The organism is Neorhizobium alkalisoli, from assembly GCF_007829835.1.
In the GTDB taxonomy this organism is placed as follows: domain Bacteria; phylum Pseudomonadota; class Alphaproteobacteria; order Rhizobiales; family Rhizobiaceae; genus Neorhizobium.
This window is the reverse complement of record NZ_VIWP01000004.1, coordinates 53361-74187: the sequence shown is the minus strand read 5'-3', so window position 1 is coordinate 74187 and position 20827 is coordinate 53361. Positions and strand designations below refer to the sequence as shown.

At 61.9% G+C, this 20827-nt stretch carries 21 protein-coding genes; 8 read left to right on the top strand and 13 right to left on the bottom strand.

From position 1 onward, the window contains the following. Nucleotides 1-12 precede the first annotated feature (12 nt). The 3 genes from FHW37_RS16045 to FHW37_RS16035 form a co-directional block, all read right to left on the bottom strand. Nucleotides 13-948: a carbohydrate ABC transporter permease gene (locus FHW37_RS16045; RefSeq protein WP_432442866.1), complete on the bottom strand. Its 936-nt coding sequence runs from the start codon at nucleotides 946-948 to the stop codon at nucleotides 13-15. 245 nt (nucleotides 949-1193) lie between these two features. After that, a complete protein-coding gene (locus FHW37_RS16040; RefSeq protein ID WP_145638205.1) occupies nucleotides 1194-2450 on the bottom strand; it encodes an ABC transporter substrate-binding protein in 1257 nt (418 codons plus the stop codon). Between the two features lie 18 nt (nucleotides 2451-2468). Beyond that, a complete protein-coding gene (locus tag FHW37_RS16035; RefSeq protein WP_145638203.1) occupies nucleotides 2469-3392 on the bottom strand; it encodes an N-acetylmuramic acid 6-phosphate etherase in 924 nt (307 codons plus the stop codon). Nucleotides 3393-3599: 207 nt separating this feature from the next. On the opposite strand from FHW37_RS16035, the gene FHW37_RS16030 reads away from it, so the two are divergent. From FHW37_RS16030 to nagA, 4 genes are read left to right on the top strand one after another with little or no spacing between them, the layout of a single operon-like run. Continuing rightward, on the top strand, nucleotides 3600-4499 hold the full coding sequence (locus FHW37_RS16030; RefSeq protein ID WP_145638202.1) for an N-acetylglucosamine kinase: 900 nt from the start codon (nucleotides 3600-3602) through the stop codon (nucleotides 4497-4499). Further along, nucleotides 4496-5260, top strand: a complete 765-nt coding sequence (locus FHW37_RS16025) for a GntR family transcriptional regulator (RefSeq protein WP_145638200.1) — start codon at nucleotides 4496-4498, stop codon at nucleotides 5258-5260. Before FHW37_RS16030 ends, FHW37_RS16025 begins: the two co-directional genes overlap by 4 nt. Before the next feature lie 37 nt (nucleotides 5261-5297). Further along, entirely contained in the window at nucleotides 5298-6320 is a 1023-nt protein-coding gene (locus FHW37_RS16020) for an SIS domain-containing protein (RefSeq protein ID WP_145638199.1), read from the top strand. Continuing rightward, complete coding sequence (gene nagA, locus FHW37_RS16015; RefSeq protein WP_145638198.1) at nucleotides 6317-7480, top strand: N-acetylglucosamine-6-phosphate deacetylase; 1164 nt, start codon at nucleotides 6317-6319, stop codon at nucleotides 7478-7480. Before FHW37_RS16020 ends, nagA begins: the two co-directional genes overlap by 4 nt. 4 nt (nucleotides 7481-7484) lie before the next feature. On the opposite strand, the gene FHW37_RS16010 is transcribed toward nagA, so the two are convergent. The 3 genes from FHW37_RS16010 to FHW37_RS16000 form a co-directional block, all read right to left on the bottom strand. After that, nucleotides 7485-8864 (bottom strand): sensor histidine kinase, encoded by a 1380-nt coding sequence (locus tag FHW37_RS16010; protein ID WP_145639272.1) that lies wholly within the window; start codon nucleotides 8862-8864, stop codon nucleotides 7485-7487. Then, nucleotides 8864-9541 (bottom strand): response regulator, encoded by a 678-nt coding sequence (locus tag FHW37_RS16005; protein WP_145638196.1) that lies wholly within the window; start codon nucleotides 9539-9541, stop codon nucleotides 8864-8866. The genes FHW37_RS16010 and FHW37_RS16005 overlap by 1 nt, the downstream gene beginning before the upstream one ends. Nucleotides 9542-9616: 75 nt before the next feature. After that, the gene (locus FHW37_RS16000) at nucleotides 9617-10123 is read right to left on the bottom strand and encodes a DUF1993 domain-containing protein (RefSeq protein WP_145638195.1); all 507 of its coding nucleotides are present in this window, start codon (nucleotides 10121-10123) and stop codon (nucleotides 9617-9619) included. Between the two features lie 259 nt (nucleotides 10124-10382). Here FHW37_RS16000 and FHW37_RS15995 point away from each other — a divergent pair, with 259 nt between their 5' ends. From FHW37_RS15995 to FHW37_RS15980, 4 genes are all read left to right on the top strand, one after another. Continuing rightward, nucleotides 10383-11417: an ABC transporter substrate-binding protein gene (locus FHW37_RS15995; RefSeq protein WP_246690798.1), complete on the top strand. Its 1035-nt coding sequence runs from the start codon at nucleotides 10383-10385 to the stop codon at nucleotides 11415-11417. Nucleotides 11418-11652: 235 nt separating this feature from the next. Then, nucleotides 11653-12597, top strand: coding sequence for a Bug family tripartite tricarboxylate transporter substrate binding protein (locus FHW37_RS15990; RefSeq protein WP_145638192.1), 945 nt, complete (start codon nucleotides 11653-11655; stop codon nucleotides 12595-12597). Next, nucleotides 12594-13190 (top strand): tripartite tricarboxylate transporter TctB family protein, encoded by a 597-nt coding sequence (locus tag FHW37_RS15985; RefSeq protein WP_145638191.1) that lies wholly within the window; start codon nucleotides 12594-12596, stop codon nucleotides 13188-13190. Before FHW37_RS15990 ends, FHW37_RS15985 begins: the two co-directional genes overlap by 4 nt. A gap of 17 nt (nucleotides 13191-13207) precedes the next feature. Beyond that, nucleotides 13208-14725, top strand: coding sequence for a tripartite tricarboxylate transporter permease (locus FHW37_RS15980; RefSeq protein ID WP_145638189.1), 1518 nt, complete (start codon nucleotides 13208-13210; stop codon nucleotides 14723-14725). 66 nt (nucleotides 14726-14791) lie between these two features. On the opposite strand, the gene FHW37_RS15975 is transcribed toward FHW37_RS15980, so the two are convergent. Genes FHW37_RS15975 through FHW37_RS15945 form a run of 7 tightly spaced genes read right to left on the bottom strand, consistent with a single transcriptional unit; the run spans nucleotide 14792 to nucleotide 20764 of the window. Further along, nucleotides 14792-15718, bottom strand: a complete 927-nt coding sequence (locus FHW37_RS15975) for a glutaminase (protein WP_145638187.1) — start codon at nucleotides 15716-15718, stop codon at nucleotides 14792-14794. A 32-nt stretch (nucleotides 15719-15750) separates the two neighbouring features. Beyond that, nucleotides 15751-16284: a MarR family winged helix-turn-helix transcriptional regulator gene (locus tag FHW37_RS15970; protein WP_145638186.1), complete on the bottom strand. Its 534-nt coding sequence runs from the start codon at nucleotides 16282-16284 to the stop codon at nucleotides 15751-15753. A gap of 3 nt (nucleotides 16285-16287) precedes the next feature. Further along, the gene (locus FHW37_RS15965) at nucleotides 16288-16974 is read right to left on the bottom strand and encodes an ABC transporter ATP-binding protein (protein ID WP_186458322.1); all 687 of its coding nucleotides are present in this window, start codon (nucleotides 16972-16974) and stop codon (nucleotides 16288-16290) included. Continuing rightward, the gene (locus FHW37_RS15960) at nucleotides 16971-17720 is read right to left on the bottom strand and encodes an ABC transporter ATP-binding protein (RefSeq protein WP_145638183.1); all 750 of its coding nucleotides are present in this window, start codon (nucleotides 17718-17720) and stop codon (nucleotides 16971-16973) included. Before FHW37_RS15960 ends, FHW37_RS15965 begins: the two co-directional genes overlap by 4 nt. Beyond that, nucleotides 17713-18687, bottom strand: a complete 975-nt coding sequence (locus FHW37_RS15955; protein WP_145638181.1) for a branched-chain amino acid ABC transporter permease — start codon at nucleotides 18685-18687, stop codon at nucleotides 17713-17715. The genes FHW37_RS15960 and FHW37_RS15955 overlap by 8 nt, the downstream gene beginning before the upstream one ends. A 7-nt stretch (nucleotides 18688-18694) precedes the next feature. Next, nucleotides 18695-19618, bottom strand: coding sequence for a branched-chain amino acid ABC transporter permease (locus FHW37_RS15950; RefSeq protein WP_145638179.1), 924 nt, complete (start codon nucleotides 19616-19618; stop codon nucleotides 18695-18697). Nucleotides 19619-19627: 9 nt separating this feature from the next. After that, a complete protein-coding gene (locus FHW37_RS15945) occupies nucleotides 19628-20764 on the bottom strand; it encodes an ABC transporter substrate-binding protein (protein ID WP_145638178.1) in 1137 nt (378 codons plus the stop codon). Nucleotides 20765-20827 lie beyond the last annotated feature (63 nt).

The window sequence follows — 20827 nt, the reverse complement described above, 5'->3', positions numbered from 1 at the left end:
GTTTCCGCTCCCTTAGAACTGGTAACGGCGCATGCGCCGCTGGATGGCGAAGAGGTAGAAGGAGACGCCTGCAAGGATGATCAGGAACATCACGGTGGCGATCGTGGCACCCATCGACCGATCGCCGAGCTGCAGCTGGAAACCGAAAAAGGTGCGGTAGAGAAGCGTGCCGAGAATATCCGTCGACATGTCGGGGCCGGCAAGCGCGCCCTGCACGGTGTAAACGAGGTCGAAAGCGTTGAAATTGCCAACGAAGGTGAGGATCGAGATGATGCCGATGGCCGGCAGGATGAGCGGCAGCTTGATCTTCCAGAACTGGCTCCAGCCGGTAATGCCATCCATCTCGGCCGCCTCGATCACCTCTTCGGGGATGGAGAGCAAGGCCGCATAGATCAGCATCATCGGGATGCCGATATATTGCCAGTTGGAAATGAGGGACACAGCGATCAGCGCCGGGCCGGACTGGCCGAGCCAGGGTGCAAACATCCATTTCGCGCCGACAAGGCTCATCAGCCAGGGTGCGACACCCCAGATCGGCGAGAGGATGAGTTTCCAGATGAAACCCACGATGACGAAGGAAAGCAGTGTCGGCAAGAAGATGGCGGTGCGGTAGAAGGCGACGAAACGCAGTTTCGGCACAGACAGGAGAGCCGCGAGCGCAATGCCGATCGGGTTCTGCACGCACATATGGATGACGAAGAAGATCAGGTTGTTGACGAGCGCATTCCAGAAATCATGCGACCAGCGCTGCTCGCCGAACAGGACCTGGTAATTGGCGAGACCGACAAAGGTCGAGGCGCCGTCCACGGTGTTGTAGAAGGAAAGCCGCAGCGTCTCGATCAGCGGCAGGATCATGATCGCCGTGTAGACGACGAAGGCCGGCGCAAGGAAGACGCCGATATGCCAGCGTATGGGACGCTTGATCGGGGCGGTATCGATATCAGTCATTTCGGCTTCGCTCACAGGGCCTGACCTTGTCTTTGTCGGCTGGCGACGGGCGCAGCTCAGATGGAGGATTTCCAAGCCTTGCGGCTGTTTATGCCCCTCACCCTAACCCTCTCCCCGTTTAACGGGGAGAGGGGACTTGCCCCGCTTGAGGCATAGAGGGTGCGGCATATCCCTTCTCCCCGTCAAAACGGGGAGAAGGTGCCGGCAGGCGGATGAGGGGCAAAACTGCCGCCCCTCAGATCATATCACTTGCCCGGCTTGTACCAGCCGTCCAAGCCCTTCTGGAGCTTTTCGCCCGCCACTTTCGGCGTATCCGTGCCGTTGATGACATTGGCCGATTCGACCCAGGTCTCGTTTTCGAGGTTGGGCTTGCCGCGCGACAGGATCTGGTAGGTCGAGCGGACGGTCGGCTTGAACGAGGCGCGCCAGGAGACGAATTCCTGGGCGAGCGGATCGCTCATCTTTACCGGCGTCGAATTGAGGCTGAAGAAGCCCGGCAGCGCGTTGGCATAGATATTGGCAAATTCCGGCGAGGCGACCCAGGTCAGGAATTTTTTGGCTTCTTCCTGGTGGGTGCTCTTGGCATTGAGGCCGACGCCGATATCCGGATGGTCAGAGATGTAGCCGGTGTCGCCAGCCTTCAGGACCGGCGGAGGGAAGGCGCCCATCTTGAACTGTGCCTGGCTGGTGAAGAGGGCGATTTCCCAGGAACCGGCCGGATAGATGGCGGCGCGGCCGAGGGTGAAGAGGTTCTGGCTGTCCGAATAGGTCTGGGCTTCGAAACCGTCGCCGAGATAGGGCTTCCACTTGGCAAGCTCTTCATAAGGCTTGACCCATTCCGGATCGGTCAGCTTTTCCTTGCCTTCGATCAGCGCCTTGCGGCCGTCCTCGCCCTTCCAGTAGTTCGGGCCGATATTCTGGTAGCCCATGGTTGCGGCTTCCCAGAGATCCTTCGTGCCCATGGCGAGCGGGATGTAGTTGCCGTCCTTCTTGATCTTGTCGAGGGCAGCAAAGAACTCTTCGTTGGTCTTCGGCACGGAAATGCCGAGTTTGTCGAACGCGTCCTTGTTGTAGATGAAGCCGTGGATGACCGAGGCCATCGGCACGCAGAAGGTGGACTTGCCGTCGTCGGTGGACCAGGCGGCCTTGGCGACCGGCGAAAAATTCGCCATGCCGGACAGGCTGGTCAGGTCGACGAGCTGCTTCTTGTTGAAGAGTTCGAGCGAGGCGTCGAACGGACGGCAGGTGATGATATCGCCTGCGGAGCCGGCATCGAGCTTGGCGTTGAGCGACGCATTATATTCGGTCGGTGCGGTCGGCGAGAATTTCAGCTTGATGCCGGGATTTGCTTTTTCGAAGGCCGGGATCAGCTTTTCCTGCCAGATGGCGAGGTCGTCATTGCGCCAGCTCTCGATGGTGAGCGTGACGTCGGCCGCATGCACCGCGCCCGCAGATGCGAGAACGGTGGATGCGAAAAGCATGCCTTTCAGGAAACGGGTCATAATGTTCTCCCTCTTTGATTAACGCCTTGCGGCGCGCTTGATGGAACTTTCCGTCGTCTTCAGCTCCGCCAGGGCTTTCCTCAAAACCTGGCGGGAGCGAATAAGCAAAGCCTCGGCGGCATCGATATCGGCGGCACCGGCTGCGAGCAGCACGGCGACCTTGACCGAGTTACCGGCAACGGCCATCAGCCGCCGCGCCTCGTCGAAACCGATACCGGCAATCTCCGAAACCATGCCGGCGGCTCGGATGCGCAGCTTTTCGTTGTCGGGGCGCAGATTGACCATGTGGCCATCATGCACATGCCCGAGCTTGATCGCCGCCAGCGTCGAGAGCATGTTGAAAGTGATCTTCTGGGCCGTACCGGCGCCCATGCGCGTAGAGCCGGCGACGATTTCCGGCGGCGTTTCCAACAGGATCGCCACGTCGGCGCCATCAAAAAGCTTTGCGCCGGCATTGTTGGCAATCGCGATAACGCGTGCGCCGCGGCTGCGGGCGATATCGGCAATCTTCAGGACGTAAGGGGTGGAGCCGCTGGCGGAAACACAGATGACGCAGTCACCGGCTGCGATCGGGGCTGCATCGGCCTCGGCCAGAAGGGTATCGTCTTCCGGGGCGCCCTCCATATCGGTCAGGCTGGAAATGCCGCCGGCCAGAAGCAGAAGGATCTTTTCACGCGGGATGCCGTAAGTGCCCGGAAGCTCAAGAGCATCGGCCATGGCCATCAGGCCCGAACTGCCGGCACCGGCATAAACGAGCTTGGCATCAGAGCGTAGCGCGTCGGCAGCTTTTTCCGCAGCCGTAGCAATCGCCGCGACAGCGGCATTGACTGCGCTTGCGGCCTCCTGCTGGCCGGACGCGAGCAACGCAAGGATCTCGGCCGGCTCGAACGTATCGAGGCCTGCCGCCTTCCCATGCTGTGCCTCGGTGGCGTTTTTGCTCATCCGGTTTCTCCCTCTGGCTAAAATGATGCCAAAAAAATACCAATTGTCTAGCGGGAAATTAACATTCGTTACCGTTTGGCGAGCAGCAAACAGTCATACTTTTAAAAAATCATTTTTATCCAATGTCTTATAACTTGAATTTTATATCTCCGGAATTCCCCCTTGGTAAATGGTATTTTTTTGGTATCATCCACGTCGGAGGTGTCCATGACGGCATATTTCATCGGGATCGACGGCGGAGGCACGAGTTGCCGCGCGGCTCTGGCCGACGCGACAGGCAAGGTGTTGGGCCGCGGCAAGCGCGGCGCCTCGAATATCCTGACCGATCCGGATACCGCTCTCAAGCATATTGAAGAAGCGGCCCGCCTGGCTTTCGAAGAAGCCGGCCTTGCTCCCGACCTTTCCAACACGTCTGCCATTCTCGGGCTTGCCGGCAATAATGTCGGCGATGCAGTCAATTATGTGAAGGCGCGCCTGCCCTTCCTTCGATCGGACATCGTCTCGGATGGCGTGATCGCCCTGCAGGGTGCGATCGGCGACGAAGACGGGGCAATCGGCATCGTCGGCACCGGCACGGTCTATATCGTCCGTCGCAATGGCGAGCTGCATTCGATCGCCGGCTGGGGTTTTCAGGTGAGCGATCTCGGCAGCGGCGCGCGGCTCGGCCAACTGGCGCTGCAGGAAAGCCTGCTTGCCTATGACAGGATGCGGCCGATGACCGGGCTTGCGGAAGCGATCCTGCGCGAATTCGACGGCGATCCGGAAAAGGTGGTCGATTTTGCCCGGCAGGCGAAACCGGGCGATTTCGGTCGTTATACGCCCAAGGTTTTTGAATTTGCCGACCAGGGCGACGAGATCGCGATCTCCATTCTGAAGACGGGTGCACACGGCATCGACGATGCGCTGGATGCCGTCGCCGCGATGACCGGTGGCAAAGGGCGGCTCTGCCTGCTGGGCGGGCTTGCTCCCCTCTATCCGCCCTATCTTGCCGAACGGCACCGGACAAAACTTTCCGAACCGCTGGCCGATGCGCTGACCGGCGCCGTGGAACTGGCGGTCAAGGCTTACGGAAGCGTAGTCGAAGACCGCAGGGAGGCGCGTGGATGAACCAGGCTCTCACCGCCATCCTGCCGCTCGACGGCCTGCAATCGGCCGGCACCGGGCCGCTTTACCGAAAACTGCGCCAAAGCCTCGAAGATGCGATCCGGTCCGGCAAGCTCGGCCATGGCGATGCGCTGCCGGCGGAACGGGATCTCGCCGATTATGCCAATGTCAGCCGCGTGACGGTGCGCAAGGCAGTCGATGATCTGGTCAAGGACGGATTGCTCAGCCGACGGCATGGGTCTGGGACCTTCGTCGTGCGGCCGATGTCGCGTGTCGAGCAGCCGCTGACGAAGCTGACGTCGTTTACCGAGGATATGGCGCGGCGGGGGCTCGTGACCCGGTCCGAGTGGCTGGAACGCGGACTGTTTCACCCTTCCCCGGAAGAGATGATGATGCTGGGCCTGGCGCCCGGCACGATGGTTGCGCGGATCGGGCGGTTGCGTATCGGCAACGACATGCCGCTGGCGATCGAGCGGGCCAGCATTTCGGCCGACTTCTTGCCAGATCCGGGTGCGCTGACCGGTTCGCTCTATGCTGAACTGGAGAAGAAAGATGCGCGGCCGGTGCGCGCCATCCAGCGCATCTCGGCTTCCAACATGAAGAAGAATGATGCCGGGCTTCTGGAAGTGCCGGTCGGATCGGCCGGGCTTTCGATCGAGCGGGTGTCCTATCTCGCCTCCGGCCGAGTGGTGGAACTGACGCGCTCGCTTTATCGCGGCGACGCCTATGATTTCGTGGCCGAGCTTTCGCTCGGTGAAAACTGACGGGCCGGTAAGGCCCAAAAGACTTCGAGGATTTGGCATGCAGACGCATATGCGGCAGGAGATCAACGAAATACCGGAAGCGGCAGCCCGCCTGCTGGACGGCTCGGCAAAGGCGCTGGCTGAGGCCGGAAAGGCCTTGCGCGAAAAGGACCCGGCCTTTCTGGTGACGATTGCCCGTGGCTCTTCCGACCATGCCGCGACCTTCATCAAATATGCGATCGAGCTCACCGCCGGCCGGCCCGTCGCTTCGCTCGGGCCTTCGCTTGCCTCTATCTACGGCGCCGATATCAAGCTCGGCGGTGGCGCGGCCATCGCCATTTCGCAATCCGGAAAGAGCCCCGATATCGTTTCCATGGCAGATGCGGCGACGAAGAGTGGTGCGGTCAGCATTGCCCTCACCAACACCCTGCCCTCGCCGATCGCGGAAGTTTCGAGCCATGCGATCGATATCAATGCCGGGCCGGAGCTTGCGGTTGCGGCAACAAAGTCCTTCGTCAACTCGATCGTTGCGGGGCTTGCGCTGCTTTCCGAATGGGTTGGTGACGACGCGCTGAAAGCTGCCGTTCGGGCGCTGCCTGAGCATTTCGAAAAGGCCGTGAAGCTCGACTGGAGCGCGTTTGCCGCCGAGCTCGGCGAGGCGGAATCGCTCTACATGCTTGGCCGCGGCCCGGCGCTGGCGATTGCCAGCGAAGCGGCCCTGAAATTCAAGGAAACCTCCAACATGCACGCTGAAGCCTATTCGGCGGCCGAAGTGCTGCATGGCCCGGTGGCGCTGGTAGGACCGCGTTTCCCCGTGCTGACCTTTGCCGCGCGTGATGCGGCGGAAGCCTCCGTCAGCGATATTGCCGACAGTCTCGGCGCCAAGGGCGCGCTGGCATTTGCGACCTCCGACCGGGTGAAGACGGCGCGCAAACTGCCCTTCGTCGCGACCGGCCATCCGCTGACCGATTCGCTGGCGCTGATCCTGCCCTTCTATGGATTTGTCGAAGCCTGGTCGCGGTCGCGCGGGCTCAATCCCGATGCACCGGTGGCGCTGAAGAAGGTTACGGAAACGATATGACGATGCGCAAGGCAATTGTCGGCGCCCAGATTTTCGACGGCACCTTCTGGCATGATGATGCCGCGCTGCTGATAGAGGCGGGCAAGATCATCTCGATCGAGCCGGCTTCCGGCGTGCCGGACAGTATCGAGATCGTCGAGGCCGGCAATGGCAGCCTGCTGGTGCCGGGGTTCATCGATCTGCAGGTGAATGGCGGCGGCGGCGTGTTGCTCAATGAAGAGCCGACCGTCGAAGGCATAACCCAGATCTGCGCCGCGCATGCCAAATTCGGCACGACGGCGCTTTTACCGACGCTGATCACCGATACGCCGGAGATTACCGCCGCGACGGTGGAGGCCGGCAAGCGCGCGGCCGAGGCGCATGTACCGGGGTTTCTCGGCCTGCATCTCGAAGGCCCGCACCTCTCCGTCGCCCGCAAGGGGGCGCATGATCCAAAATTGATCCGGCCGATGGAGGAGAGCGACATCGAACTCATCCTCTCCTGCCGCGGCAGGATGGATGTGCTGCTAACGACCATTGCTCCGGAAAACGTCACGCCGGAACAGGTGAGCCGGCTTGCGGAGGCGGGCTTCATCGTCAGCCTCGGCCATACCGAGGCGAGTTACGCGACGGCCGCGACCTATGCCGCAGCGGGCGCACGCACCGCGACGCATCTGTTCAATGCGATGAGCCAGCTCGGCAACCGAGAGCCTGGGCTTGTCGGCGCAGCGCTCGATCTCGGCTCGTTGTATGCCGGCCTGATTTCCGATGGCATTCATGTGCATCCGGCGGCGATGGCTGCGGCGATCCGGGCAAAACAGGGGCCGGGAAAGATTTTCATCGTCACCGACGCCATGTCGCCGATCGGCACCGACATGACTTCGTTCACGCTGAATGGCCGTGAAATCCTGCGTCGTGACGGGCGGCTGACATTGGCCGATGGAACGCTGGCAGGCGCCGATATCGACATGGTCGCCTCGGTGCGTTTCGCACATGAAAGGCTCGGCCTGCCGCTCGACGACGTCTTGCGCATGGCCTCCGCCCATCCGGCAGAGGCCGCGCGCGTGGACGACCGCAAGGGTGCATTGAAGGCCGGTTTCGATGCGGATTTCGTGCTTCTGACCACTGATCTGCAGATGAAGAGCACCTGGATCGGCGGCAACAGGGTGTTTCAGGCCTGATTGATCAGGCCGCGGCTGGAAACCGGATCAGGACTTTCAGGCCGCGGCTCCCCTCACCTTCCGTGAGGCTCATTGAGGCGCCATGCAGGCGGGCGATTTCCTCGACGATCGGAAGGCCGAGGCCGGCACCGGTCTGGTCATTGCGGCCTCCGCGTTCGAAACGTTTGAGCACCTGCTCGCGCTTTTCGGCAGGAATTCCGGGGCCGTTATCCTCGACTTCGAGAAGCGGTGCGCCTTCGACCATCTGCACGCGGACGGTCACTTCCGAGCCCGTACCGGCATAAAGCAACGCGTTGCCGATCAGGTTCTTCATCAGCTCACCGATCAGAAGCGGCTCGACCGAGACCCTGACTTCGCAATCGCCCTCGAAACCGAGATCGATGCCGGCATCGGCGGCCTGGGGAACGTGATCGGCCGTCATGCCGCGCACCAGTTCTGCCAGATCCATTTCGCGCATGGTCGAGGAGCGGGCCGAGGCATCGATCCGCGCCATGGAGAGAAGCTGGGCGAGGATATGTTCGGCATCTCCCACCGCCTCATCGGCCTTGCGCACCGCCTTGCGCGCCTCGTCGAGATCGGTGGCGCGGCTTGCCAGCGCCAGCTGGGTGCGGACGATCGCAAGCGGCGTGCGCAACTGGTGGCTGGCATTGCCGGTGAAGTGGCGGAGCGCATCGAGGGCACCTTCCAGCCGCACCATGAAGGAGTTGACGGTATCGACCACACCCTGGACCTCGTTCGGCACGCGCTGGCTGATGGGATGCAGGTCATCCGGATTGCGCTCGGCGATCGCTTCGCTGAACCGGTAGAGCGGCCTCAAGGAAAGCGTCACCGCCACCCAGACGATGACCGCAGCACCCAGGATCATGAACAGCAGGCGCAGCGCCGAGCGGATCAGGATGGTGCGGGTGAGCTGGGCACGCGCCATGGTCGTTTCCGCGACCGTGACGGTGAAGGGCACGGAACTGATGCCGGTCGATGCGGAGCGCGCGAGCACCGCCATGCGGATCGGCTCCCCCCGGAAGGCGGCATTGCCGAATGCTACGGCCTGGCCTTCGCGTCGGGGAATGGAGGGCAGGTTCTGATAGCCCGTGATGAACGTGCCGGGCGGCCCGTCGACCCGGTAGAAGACACGGTCCTGCGCTGCCGAGGTCAGCATTTCGAGTGCAACATAGGGAATATCGACTTCCAGCGATCCGTCTTCGGCAACGATCACCCTTTCGGCAATGGCAAGCGCCGAGCCGGCGAGAACCCGGTCCGAGACTTCATTGGCGGTATCGACCGCCTCGTCCCAGGTATCGATCATCGCCACGGAGCCGATCAGGGCGGTAGAGGCCAGAAGCCAGCCGAGCAGCCAGCGCCGCAGGGAATAAACCGCCGGCCGCATCATTCGGGCGCGGCCAGCTTTTCGAGGTAATAACCGATGCCGCGGGCGGTCCTGACGGTCAGCGCAAAGGGGCCAAGCCGGCGACGCAGGCGGCTGACATATTGCTCGATCGCATTCGGCGAGAGATCGTCGTCAAACCCCGTCAACGAACGGATGATCGCTTCCTTGGACACGACCTTGCCGGCGCGCAGGAACAGCAGTTCCAGAAGCGCCACTTCGCGGGCCGGAATATCGAGCGGCACGCCGGCGCTGGAGAAGGTGCGGGAGGTGAGATCGAAGGTAACGCCGCCATAGGTAATGATCGAGCTTCGAAGGCCCGCCTGACGGCGCAGCAGAACACGGATGCGCGCTTCGAACTCGGAAATGTCGAAGGGCTTGATCATGTAGTCGTCAGCGCCGAGATCGAGGCCTTTTACCCGTTCTTCGGGTGCACCGCGGGCGGTGAGGATCATCACGGCTGCGCGGTTCTGGCGGGCGCGCATGGAGCGCAACACGTCAAGCCCATCCATTTCCGGCAAGTTGAGATCGAGGATGACGAGATCATAGCTTTCGGCGGCGGCAGCGGCCTCCGCAGAGGCGCCGTCGCCGACCAGATCGACCGCATAACCGCTGCCGCGCAGGATTGCCGCGAGCCCGCTGGCAAGTGCCTGATTATCCTCGACAAGCAGTATTCGCACGCAAATTCACCCCCCGTTTCGCGGCAATCTACAAGCGCGGAACGAGGAAGTCATCAGCATCGCATCGCGCAGGCTTTAGGCGCGGCCGATATAATCCATCTTGCCGACCGGTACGCCCTTGTGGCGGATAATCGCGTAGGCGGTGGTGACGTGGAAGTAGAAATTAGGCAGGGCGAAACCGAGGAGGTAATCACGGCCGGTATAGGTCGTTTCGCCGCTTCGGGTCTTCAGCACGACCTCGGCATTTTCCCGGCCCTCGAATGCGGAAGCGGGAATGGTTTTGAGGAAGGCGACGGTCTTTTCAATGCGGGCGTGGAGATCGGCGAAGCTCGCCTCGTTGTCTTCCATCGGCACGTTTTCCGCCTGGCCGAGACGAACGCCGACGAATTTCGCCGTATCGCTGGCACGCTGGATCTGGCCGGCAAGCGGCAGCATGTCCTCGATCAGCCGGGCATTGATGAGATCGGCATGGGCAATGCCCTTCTCATCGGCAAAGGTTTCCGCCTTCTTGAGGATTTCGGTGAGGTTGGAAAAAGCGCGCAGGAAGACCGGAACGCTGACGTCATAGAGCGAAAGAGACATGGCAGACACCTGTTCTTGAGAAATGCCGGGCGGGTTTTCACACCGGCAGGAAATGACGGACAGCAGGTAGGAATGGCGGATGTGAAAACAAGCGGCAGCCGCGCCACGCTGCCGGAAAGTTTGCAGGCAGCACGTTTACGGACACAAGGGGCCGCCTGACAACTTGTCGCAGCCATTCCGGTCAGGCATTCTCTGCGGCATGAGGAGACTGCATTTTCTATCACGCCATTGGCTCTGTCTCGGTTGGCTCTGTCTCGGTATGGCCGCGGGTCCCGTGGCGGCCCGCGAGGTGCTGTATCCGGCGCCTTCCGGCAAGCCGGATGCCCGCGAGCTGATCGTCTATTCGTCGCTTGATGAACCGATCGCAAAGCCGATGATTGCCGGCTTTCAGGCGGCCTATCCGGACGTGGCCGTCAAATACGAGGAATTGCTGACCGGGCAGATCTACGATCGGATCGTCCGGGAAACGGATGCGGGCGAAAAGACCGCCGATTTCGCTTTTTCCTCAGCCATGGACCTGCAGGTCAAGCTTGCCAATGACGGCTATGCGCAACGCAGCGACCTGCCGATGAGTGCTACCTGGCCGAGCTGGGCCAACTGGCGCAACACCGTCTATGCGCTGACCTTCGAGCCGGCCGTGTTCGTCTATCACAAGCCGAGCTTCCACAAGACCAAGCCGCCCGCGACACGGGCCGAACTTGTCGACTACCTGCAGAAAGAGGGCAATGCCGTCTACGGCCGGATCGGCACTTATGACATCGAGCGGTCCGGCGTCGGTTTTCTGTTCATGTCGCGAGACCAGGAACAGTTCGGCGATATCTGGTCCGTGGTCAGGGCGATGGGTGCTGCGGGCGTAAAACTCTATTCCACCAGCGAGGCGATCCTCGAGCGTGTGGCGGATGGACGTTTCCTGCTCGGCTACAATATCGTCGGCTCCTATGCGGCCGACTGGGCATCGCGCCATCCGGATGTCGGGATCCTGCTGCCGAAGGATTATACCGTCGTCATGTCGCGGATCGGGCTCGTTCCGCAGGCGGCGACGCATGCGGATCTCGGAAAGCTCTACCTGCAATTCTTCATGTCGAAGGCGGGCCAGACGATCATGGCCCGCGAGCTGCAGATCCCGGCCGTCAGCCCGGAAGTGGCGGGTGAGAACACGGCGACGACCATGCGCGAAATGCTGGGCGGGCAGCTGAAGCCGGTGCCTGTCAGCCTTGGCCTGATGGTCTATCTCGACCAGGTGAAGCGGGCGCGGCTGATTTCCCGCTGGAACGAGGTTCTGAGGCTTCAATAGGCATAAATTCGCTGGCGTAGGGGCCGGGAGCCTGCCAAAATCGGCCCCTGCGGCAAAATGTCAGGTGGATGTCAGCTTGATATGCTCGCTTAGCCGGCAATCAGCCACCGTGGAGGCGGGGGCATGATGCGCGATGGGAGGGGACGATCGGCGGCATGACTGCCTGCCCAATTTTTTCTTCCCATTTCGAAAAAAAGCCATTCAGCGTCCGCGGACGCCAACGGAGGATTACACCTTGAAGCATTTCTTCCTCGCCACTTTCCTTGCCGGCGCCGTTGCCCTGCCGGCCTATGCCGCCGACTATTCGATCATGGCGCCTGCCGCTCCCGGCGGCGGCTGGGACCAGACCGCGCGTTCGCTGCAGACCGTTCTGCAGCAGGAAAAGATTTCCAAGCGCGTGCAGGTGATGAACGTTCCCGGCGCCGGCGGCACGATCGGTATCGCGCAGTTCGCCAGCCAGCAGAAGGGCAACCCGAACGCCATCATGGTGACCGGTTACGTCATGGTCGGCGCGATCCTGACCAACAAGTCGCCCGTTACCCTGAAGGACGTCACCCCGATCGCACGCCTGACCGGCGAATATGAATCGATCGTCGTTCCGGCTGCGTCCGACATCAAGACGGTTGCCGACCTGGTTGCCAAGCTGAAGGCCAATCCGGGCGCTGTTTCCTGGGGCGGCGGTTCGGCCGGCGGCACGGACCACATCACGGCCGGTCTGATTGCCAAGGCAGCCGGTGTCGATCCGACCAAGATCAACTACATCGCGTTTTCGGGCGGCGGTGAATCGCTCGCCGCCATCCTCGGCGGTCAGGTGACGGCCGGTATCGCCAGCTATGGCGAAATGGAAGCCCAGATCAAGGCCGGCACGCTGCGCCTTCTCGCCGTTTCCTCCGACAAGCGTATCGACGGCATCGACGCCCCGACGCTGAAGGAAAGCGGCCTCGACGTCGTGATCCAGAACTGGCGCATGGTTGCCGCTGCTCCGGGCATTACCGCCGAGCAGAAGGCCGCCATCACCGCTGATTTCGAAAAGCTCGACAAGTCCGCCGGCTGGCAGGAAACGCTGAAGACCAAGGGCTGGTCCGACACCTATCTTTCCGGCCCGGCCTTTGACGAGCAGCTTGCCAAAGACATTGCTTCCACCGAAGCCATCCTGAAGGACATCGGACTCGTCAAATGAGCGTCGACAACAACAACTCGACTGGCATGCAGCGCCGCCCTGATTGGGCGGCGCTTGTCATTGCCGCCATCCTCGTCATCATTGCCGGCGTGATCTTCTTCGACGTATCGCGCCTGCGCGATGTCGGCGGTTATTCGCAGGTCGGTCCGGCAACGGTTCCAGACTGGATCGCGTTCGGCCTGATCGGCCTTGCGATCTGGACCGTGTTTGCGGCTTTCCGCGGTGATTTTCCGGAGCGTGAAAAGCAGGAAATCAAGCCTGTCGTCTGGATCGTTGCCGGTCTTGCCGCCCAGATGCTTTTGATCAATGGCGGTGTGATCAAAGCGCTTTCCTACGTTCATCTCCCGTCACTTCTCAGCGCCGAGAGTTGGGAATGGGTAACGTGGATCCTCACGCTTTTTTCCGGTTTCTCGATTGCGACGGGCGTTCTGTTCGGTCTGACCGCTGCCGGCTTCGGCGCAAAAAGGATCTGGATCAGCATCCCGATCGCCGTCGTCATCTGTCTTTTCATCTGGTGGCTCTTCGCCGTCGTGCTGCAGCTGTCGCTGCCGAACGGCCCGCTGGAAGACTTCGTCCTCCAGTACGCCCAGTAAGGCCTAAAGAGTAGATCATGAGCACATTCGATTTCCTCATGCAGGGTCTGGTCTCCGCCATGGAGCCCATGAACCTGTTCTACGCCCTGATCGGCGTGACGCTCGGCACCATGGTCGGCGTCCTTCCCGGCATCGGCCCGGCAACCACCGTCGCACTGCTTCTGCCCGTCACCTATCAGCTCGACGCGACCGGTTCGCTGATCATGTTTGCCGGCATCTATTACGGCGGCATGTATGGCGGCTCGACGACCTCGATCCTGCTCAACACGCCGGGTGAGAGTGCGTCGATCGTGACCGCGCTCGAGGGCAACAAGATGGCCCGCGCCGGGCGCGGCGGACCCGCACTTGCGACGGCTGCCATCGGCTCCTTCGTGGCCGGCCTGATCGCGACCCTGGCTCTGGCCTTCATCGCCCCCTATATCGTCAAGCTCGCGCTCGTCTTCGGGCCGCGCGAATATTTTGCGCTGATGGTGCTGGCCTTCATCACCGTCTCCTCGGCCTTCGGCGATTCGACATTACGCGGCCTGACCTCGCTGTTCATCGGCCTTGCGCTGTCGCTTGTCGGCATCGACCAGCTGACCGGGCAGAACCGCCTGTCCTTCGGCGTTCCGGACCTTCTCGACGGGATCGAAGTGACGACGATGGCGGTTGCGATGTTCGCGATCGGCGAGACGCTGTTCATTGCCGCCCAGGGCGCCACGGCGCCGGACAAGATCGAAGCCGTCAAGGGTTCGGTCTGGATGACGGCCCAGGACTGGGCACGCTCGTGGAAAGCCTGGCTGCGCGGCACCGTGATCGGCTTTCCGATCGGTGCCATGCCGGCCGGCGGCGCCGAGATCGGCACCTTCCTCTCCTATGCGACGGAAAAGAAGCTTTCCAAGCATCCGGAAGAGTTCGGCAATGGCGCGATCGAAGGCGTTGCGGGCCCGGAAGCGGCCAATAACGCCTCGGCCGCCGGCACGCTGGTGCCGCTCCTGACGCTCGGCCTGCCGACGTCCGCGACCGCCGCCATCATGCTTGCCGGCTTCCAGCAATACGGCCTGCAGCCGGGTCCGCTTCTGTTTGCGACCAATCCGCAGCTCGTCTGGGGCCTGATTGCCTCGCTGCTGATCGCCAACCTCATGCTGCTCGTGCTCAACCTGCCGCTGGTCGGCCTCTGGGTGCGGCTGCTGACCATTCCGAAGCCGTGGCTTTATGCCGGCATTCTGCTGTTTGCGACGCTCGGCACGATCGGCGCCAACCCGTCAGTGTTCGAGCTCGGCATGCTGCTGCTCTTCGGTCTCGTCGCCTATGGCATGCGTGTGTTCGGTTATCCGATCGCGCCTGTCATCGTCGGCCTGATCCTCGGGCCCCTGGCGGAACAACAGCTGCGCCGTGCACTGTCTATCAGCCAGGGCGACGTGACCGTGCTGTTCACCTCGCCGATCGCCGCCACGCTTCTGCTCCTCGCAGCAGCGGCGCTGATCGTGCCGCTCATCCTGCGCGCCCGCGGCCGCGGCGACGTGCTGAACCAGATGGCGGCCAGCGAAGACTAAGTTTTCGAGACAGGCCAGAACAGAAAAAGCCCGGTGAAAGCCGGGCTTTTTTATGCGCGCAAAAAATCAGTCGAAGACGGACCAGCCGGTTTCCGCCGCCAGCATTTCCAGCGCCAGCGAACCGATCAACGAATTGCCATTGTGGTTCAACCCCGGCGACCAGACGGCAACCGAAGCCTTGCCCGGTGCCACCGCCATGATGCCGCCGCCGACGCCGCTCTTGCCCGGCAGGCCGACGCGATAGGCGAACTCGCCCGAACCGTCGTAATGGCCGCAGGTCAGCATCAGCGCATTGATACGGCGTGCCCGCTGTTCCGAGACGACCCTATGGCCGGTCAGCGGATTGCGGCCGCCGGCCGCCAGGAAGAGCGCCGAATGGGCAAGCTGGGTGCAGGTCATGGCCAGTGCGCAATGATGGAAATAGACGCCGAGCACATGCTCGACCGGATGGGTGAGCTTGCCGAAGGAGCGCATGAAATTGGCGAGCGCGAAATTGCGGTAACCGGTCGCCTGTTCGGATTTTGCGACTGAGGGATCGATGGCGATCGATTCGTCATCGGCGAGGTAGCGCACGAAACGGATGATCTCGCCGATCGCCTCGCGCGGCGTGTGGCCAGCCAGAACGAGATCGCTGATCGCGATCGCGCCGGCATTGATGAAGGGATTGCGCGGCTTGCCTTCCTCATGCTCGAGCTGGACGATCGAGTTGAAGGCCGAACCGGAGGGCTCGCGGCCGACACGGTTCCAGGTGGTTTCGCCATGCTTGCCGAGTGCCAGCGTCAGCGTAAACACCTTTGAAACGCTCTGGATCGAGAAGGGCGTGTCGGAATCGCCGGCCTTAAAGACCTTGCCGTCGACGGTGATGACCGTGATGCCGAATTTCTTCGGGTCGACATGGGCGAGCTGGGGAATGTAATCGGCAACCTTGCCTTCGCCGAGCCGCGGCTGCAGCTTGGCATGGATCCCGTCAACGATTGCCTGCAGATCTTCCATCGATCACCCCGAATGTTTTTTCGCGGCGCAGACTACTCACCAAAGGCGCTGCCGGAAAGATGGTCGAGCGCGGATGTTTTGACGGCGCCGATCTCAGAATGAAGAGAGGTGATCATCGCCGGAGGCACATCCGCCATGATATCGCGCAGCCAGTGCTCGTGGGCGGCCGCCATCAGCGTGAAAAGATCGATACCGGCCGGCGTCAACTTGGCGACGGTGACGCGACGGTCGCCATCGGGCGTGACGCGCTGCACGAAGCCATCCGCCTCAAGCCGCTCCACGAGGCCGGTGACATTGCCGTTTGTGACCATGGTGCGCTTTGACAGCTCGCCGAGGCGCAGGCCGTCGCGTTCGCGGTAAAGCTGGGCGAGAAGGTCGAATTGCGGCAGGGTGGCACCGAATTCGTTGCGCAGACGGCGGCGGATTTCCGTGGTGATCAGCTTTGTGGTCGAGAGCATGCGCAGCCAGAGCCGGGTTTCCGGCTTGTTGGCACCATTCGGACTATGGACGATCAGTTCCAGATCGGCGCTCGCTGCATCCGCGTCCCTAGCTGCATCCGCGCCCATGTCTTAAACCCCGAGATATCGATCCTGCGTTTCCACCGTCAGTTCACCGGGCGAACCGCTCCAAACGCTTTTCCCGTTCTCCAGGATGACGCAGCGATCCGCAACCGGCAAAAGTTCCGAGAGCGTCTTGTCCACCACGAGGATGGAGAGGCCTTCGGATTTCAGATGGCGTATTGCCTTCCATATATCCTGACGGATGACCGGCGCCAGCCCTTCCGTCGCCTCATCGAGAATGAGCAGTTTTGGATTGGTCATCAGCGCACGGCCGATCGCCAGCATCTGCTGCTCGCCGCCGGAGAGCGAGCGGGAGAGCTGGGCATGCCGCTCCTTTAGACGCGGAAAGAGATCGTTGACGCGTTCCAGCGTCCATTTGCCAGGTCGGGCCGCGGCCACGAGGTTTTCATGCACCGTGAGGTTTGGAAAACAGCGGCGCCCTTCGGGCACAAGACCGATGCCCAGCCTCGCCACACGATGCGGCGGCATGCGTTCGGTCGGTTTCCCGTCGAAGAAAATGCGGCCGCTCTTCGGCGCCAGAAGATTGCAGATCGACTTGATCGTCGTCGACTTGCCCATGCCGTTACGACCCATCAGGGCGACGACCTCGCCTTCGGTCATGCGGAACTCGACGCCGAAAAGCGCCTGGCTGCTGCCGTAATAGGTGGTGATGTCCTGAACATCGAGCAGCATCAGGCGTGATCTCCGAGATAGGCAGTGCGAACGGTCGGATCGCGGCGGATTTCCTCGACCGTGCCGGTGGCGATGACGCGGCCATAGACCAGCACGGAAATGCGGTCGGCAAGGGCGAAGACGGCGTCCATATCGTGTTCGACCAGCAGGATCGGCGCTTCGTGCCGCAGCGTATCGAGAAAGCGGGTGAGCGATTTCGAGCCTTCCGGCCCCATGCCGGCCATCGGCTCGTCCAGCAGAAAGGCCTTTGAGCCGAGTGCAAGCGCCATGGCGATTTCCAGCTGGCGGCGTTCGCCATGAGACAGTTCTGCCGCGGGAATACGGGCACGAGCGCCAAGGTTGACGCGTTCCAGCATCGCCATGGCCGTATCGATCAGCGAGTGATCCAGCATGACCGGTTTGAAAAAGCGGAAGCTGGAGCCCTGTTTCGCCTGCACCGCCAGCATGACGTTGCGGAGGGCGGAAAAATCCGGCGCGATCGAGGAGACCTGAAACGTGCGGCCGAGACCGAGCTGCGCCCGCTCGGCGACACTCAAGGCGCCGACATCGCGGCCGACAAAGCGGATCGTGCCGGCATCCTGTCGCAACGTGCCGCAGATCTGATGGATGAGCGTCGATTTTCCCGCACCGTTCGGGCCGATCAGGGCATGGATCTCTCCGGGGCGCAGGTCGAGCGTGACACCGTCGGTCGCTCTCAGCGCGCCAAAGTTCTTCACGAGACCAGAAATTTCGAGAACCGGCTCAACCATGTTTGGCCTTTCCGGCAAGAAGCCCGATCAGACCGCCGCGGGCAAAGAGGACGACGAGAAGAAGGATGAGGCCAAGAAAGAACTGCCAGCGCTCGGTCATTCCGCCCAGTGCATATTCGAACACGACATAGAGTGCCGCGCCTGCCAGTGGACCGAACAGACGCCCGGTGCCACCCAAAATGATGAGCACGATCAGTTCGCCGGACATCTGCCAGGAGAGCATGGAGGGGCTGACGAAGCGGTTGAGATCCGCAAACAGGGCGCCGGCAATGCCGGTCAGCATGGCCGAAATGACAAAAGCCGTGAGCCGGATTCGGAACGGCCTTATGCCGACGGTTGCCACACGCACCTCATTCTGCCGGGACGCCTGCAGCGCTGCGCCAAAACGCGAGGCGCGGATCAGGGCGAAGAGGCCGATGCCGAGAATGAGGATGACGTAACAGACGAAAAAGAAGCTCAGCGGCCGCATGGTGCTGATGCCCGGAAACTGGTTGCGCACCAGGATCGACAACCCGTCCTGTCCGCCATAGGCCGGCCAGGAGATTGCGAAATAATAGACCATCTGCGCGAAGGCGAGCGTGATCATGATGAAATAGACGCCCGAGGTCCGCAGGCTGATGGCGCCGATCGCGAGACCGACGATACCGCTGACGAGGATCGAGACGACCCAGATCACCCACATCTGGTTGGTGCCGCCCAAACCGAAGATGACGGGCTCGCCGGAGAAATTATGAGCGGCGAGAATGCCGGCGACATAACCGCCAAGGCCGAAGAAGGCGGCATGGCCGAAGGAGACGAGGCCACCAAGGCCGAGCGCCAGATTGAGGCCGGTTGCGGCGAGCGCCAGAATGGCGACGCGGGTGGCGAGCGTGATGTAGAAGGGCTGGCCAAGGCCATTGGCGATCAGCGGCACGGCGATCAGCAATATGGCCAGGGCGAGATTGACGAGGTTTTCACGGTTCAGCATCGGCATGTTACCCGTGCGCCGCGGGGAAAAGCCCGCGCGGTTTGACGGCCAGGATCAGGGCCATGACCACATAGATCAGCATGGAGGCGATCGCCCCGCCGATCGGGCCGGCCTGTGCGAGCGGCATGAAGAGGCCGACGATCTGCGGCAGGAGCAGCCGGCCGAGCGTATCGACGATACCGACCAGAAGCGCGCCTAAAAGTGCGCCTTTGATCGAACCGATGCCGCCGATGACGATGACGACGAAGGCGAGGATTAGCACCGGCTCGCCCATGCCGACCTGTACCGATTGCAGCGCGCCGACCATGGCGCCGGCAAGACCGGCCAGCGCCGAACCGAGCGCAAACACCACCGTATAGAGCGTGCGGATATCGACACCGAGCGCGCCGATCATCTCGCGGTCGCTTTCTCCGGCGCGGATGCGCATGCCGAGCCGCGTGCGGGAAATCAGGAAATAGAGGCCAAGTGCCACGGCAGCACCGACGGCGATGATGGCGAAACGATAGACCGGATATTCCGCGCCGCCCGGAAGCGAGACCGCGCCCTGCAGAAGCGGTGGGATATCGAGATAAAGCGGGAAAGAGCCGAACAGCCAGCGTGTACCTTCCGAAAAGATCAGGATCAGCGCAAACGTGGCGAGAACCTGATCGAGATGGTCGCGATCGTATAGCCGGCGAACGACGACCAGCTCGACTATGGCCCCGGCCGCCGCCGCCGCGATGAGGCTGGCGACGAGTCCGATCCAGAACGAACCGGTCCAGGCCGCCACGGCGGCGCATGCGAATGCGCCGACCATGTAGAGCGAACCGTGAGCAAGGTTGATGAGGCCCATGACGCCAAAAATCAGCGTCAGCCCGGCGGCCATGAGAAACAGCATAACGCCGAGCTGGATGCCGTTCAGCAACTGCTCCAGAGCAAGTGCAAGGGTCACGAGATGGCCTTACAGCTTGCAGTCTTTGGCGTAGGCATCGCCGTGATCGGCAAAGATCTTCTCGACCGTCTTGTTGGTCAGAACGCCGTCCTTCTTCACCACTTCCGTCAGGTAGATGTCCTGGATCGGATGCTGGTTGGTGTTGAACTTGAAGTTTCCACGCGGCGATTTGATATCGGCTTTCAGGAGCTCGGCGCGGAACGCATCGGCATTCTTGACGCTGGCCTTGGAAGCGGCCGACAGGATCAGCTGGGCGGCATCATAGGCCTGAACGGCGTAGATCGACGGCAGGCGCTTGTATTCGGTCTGGAAGTCGGCAAGGAACTTCTTGCTCGCCTCATTGTCGAAATCCGGAGCCCACTGGCCGGATGCCTTGGCACCGAGCGCGGCGTCACCGATGGCTGGCAGAACGTCCTGGCTGAAGGAGAAGCCCGGACCCATGACCGGGATTTTTACGCCCGACTGGGCGAACTGCTTCATGAAGGCGATGCCCATGCCGCCGGGTAAGAAGACGAAGATGCCATCGGCGCCGGACGCGCGCATCTGGGCGATTTCGGCAGCGTAGTCGGTCTGGCCGACCTGGGTATAGACTTCGGACGCCAGTTCACCCTTGTAATAACGCTTGAAGCCGGTCAGCGAATCCTTGCCGGCCGGATAGTTCGGGGCGAGGATGAACATCTTCTTGTAGGCCTTGTTGGCATATTCGCCCATGGCTTCATGAAGGTTGTCGTTCTGGTAGGCGGCGTTGAAATAGAGCTTGTTGCAATTGGCGCCGGCAAGGGCTGCCGGTGCTGCATTGGTCGAAACGTAGAACTTGCCCTGGGCGACAGCGCCCGGAGCGACGGCCATCAGAAGGTTGGACCAGACGATGCCGGTCAGCACGTCGACATTGTCGCTCTGGATCATCTTGTCGGCGATCGAGACGGCCAGTTCCGGCTTCTGCGCATCATCCTCGGTGACGACGGTGATGTCCTTGTTGCCGGAATTCTTGATCGCCAGCATAAAGCCGTCGCGGGTGTCGATGCCGAGGCCTGCACCGCCGCCGGAGAGCGTGGTGATCATGCCGATCTTCAGCGGCTCTGCAAAGGCAAGGCCGGATGCGCTGACGCTCAGCGCCAGCGTCGCTGCTGCAAGCAAATTCTTCATGTGACGGTTCCCCTTTTTGTTCCCTATGCCACCCCGGCGACAAGCCGTTGGCGATAACCTTCC

Excerpts from the sequence above, each read along its gene's own strand:
- FHW37_RS15980 (WP_145638189.1), top strand. The coding sequence starts at position 13,208 with ATGAGCACATTCGATTTCCTCATGCAGGGTCTGGTCTCCGCCATGGAG.
- FHW37_RS16045 (WP_432442866.1), bottom strand. The coding sequence starts at position 948 with ATGACTGATATCGATACCGCCCCGATCAAGCGTCCCATACGCTGGCAT.
- nagA (WP_145638198.1), top strand. The coding sequence starts at position 6,317 with ATGACGATGCGCAAGGCAATTGTCGGCGCCCAGATTTTCGACGGCACC.
- FHW37_RS16000 (WP_145638195.1), bottom strand. The coding sequence starts at position 10,123 with ATGTCTCTTTCGCTCTATGACGTCAGCGTTCCGGTCTTCCTGCGCGCT.
- FHW37_RS15970 (WP_145638186.1), bottom strand. The coding sequence starts at position 16,284 with ATGGGCGCGGATGCAGCTAGGGACGCGGATGCAGCGAGCGCCGATCTG.
- FHW37_RS15955 (WP_145638181.1), bottom strand. The coding sequence starts at position 18,687 with ATGCTGAACCGTGAAAACCTCGTCAATCTCGCCCTGGCCATATTGCTG.
- FHW37_RS15985 (WP_145638191.1), top strand. The coding sequence starts at position 12,594 with ATGAGCGTCGACAACAACAACTCGACTGGCATGCAGCGCCGCCCTGAT.
- FHW37_RS16025 (WP_145638200.1), top strand. The coding sequence starts at position 4,496 with ATGAACCAGGCTCTCACCGCCATCCTGCCGCTCGACGGCCTGCAATCG.
- FHW37_RS15960 (WP_145638183.1), bottom strand. The coding sequence starts at position 17,720 with ATGGTTGAGCCGGTTCTCGAAATTTCTGGTCTCGTGAAGAACTTTGGC.
- FHW37_RS15945 (WP_145638178.1), bottom strand. The coding sequence starts at position 20,764 with ATGAAGAATTTGCTTGCAGCAGCGACGCTGGCGCTGAGCGTCAGCGCA.
- FHW37_RS15995 (WP_246690798.1), top strand. The coding sequence starts at position 10,383 with ATGGCCGCGGGTCCCGTGGCGGCCCGCGAGGTGCTGTATCCGGCGCCT.
- FHW37_RS16010 (WP_145639272.1), bottom strand. The coding sequence starts at position 8,864 with ATGCGGCCGGCGGTTTATTCCCTGCGGCGCTGGCTGCTCGGCTGGCTT.
- FHW37_RS15975 (WP_145638187.1), bottom strand. The coding sequence starts at position 15,718 with ATGGAAGATCTGCAGGCAATCGTTGACGGGATCCATGCCAAGCTGCAG.
- FHW37_RS16040 (WP_145638205.1), bottom strand. The coding sequence starts at position 2,450 with ATGACCCGTTTCCTGAAAGGCATGCTTTTCGCATCCACCGTTCTCGCA.
- FHW37_RS16020 (WP_145638199.1), top strand. The coding sequence starts at position 5,298 with ATGCAGACGCATATGCGGCAGGAGATCAACGAAATACCGGAAGCGGCA.
- FHW37_RS16030 (WP_145638202.1), top strand. The coding sequence starts at position 3,600 with ATGACGGCATATTTCATCGGGATCGACGGCGGAGGCACGAGTTGCCGC.
- FHW37_RS16035 (WP_145638203.1), bottom strand. The coding sequence starts at position 3,392 with ATGAGCAAAAACGCCACCGAGGCACAGCATGGGAAGGCGGCAGGCCTC.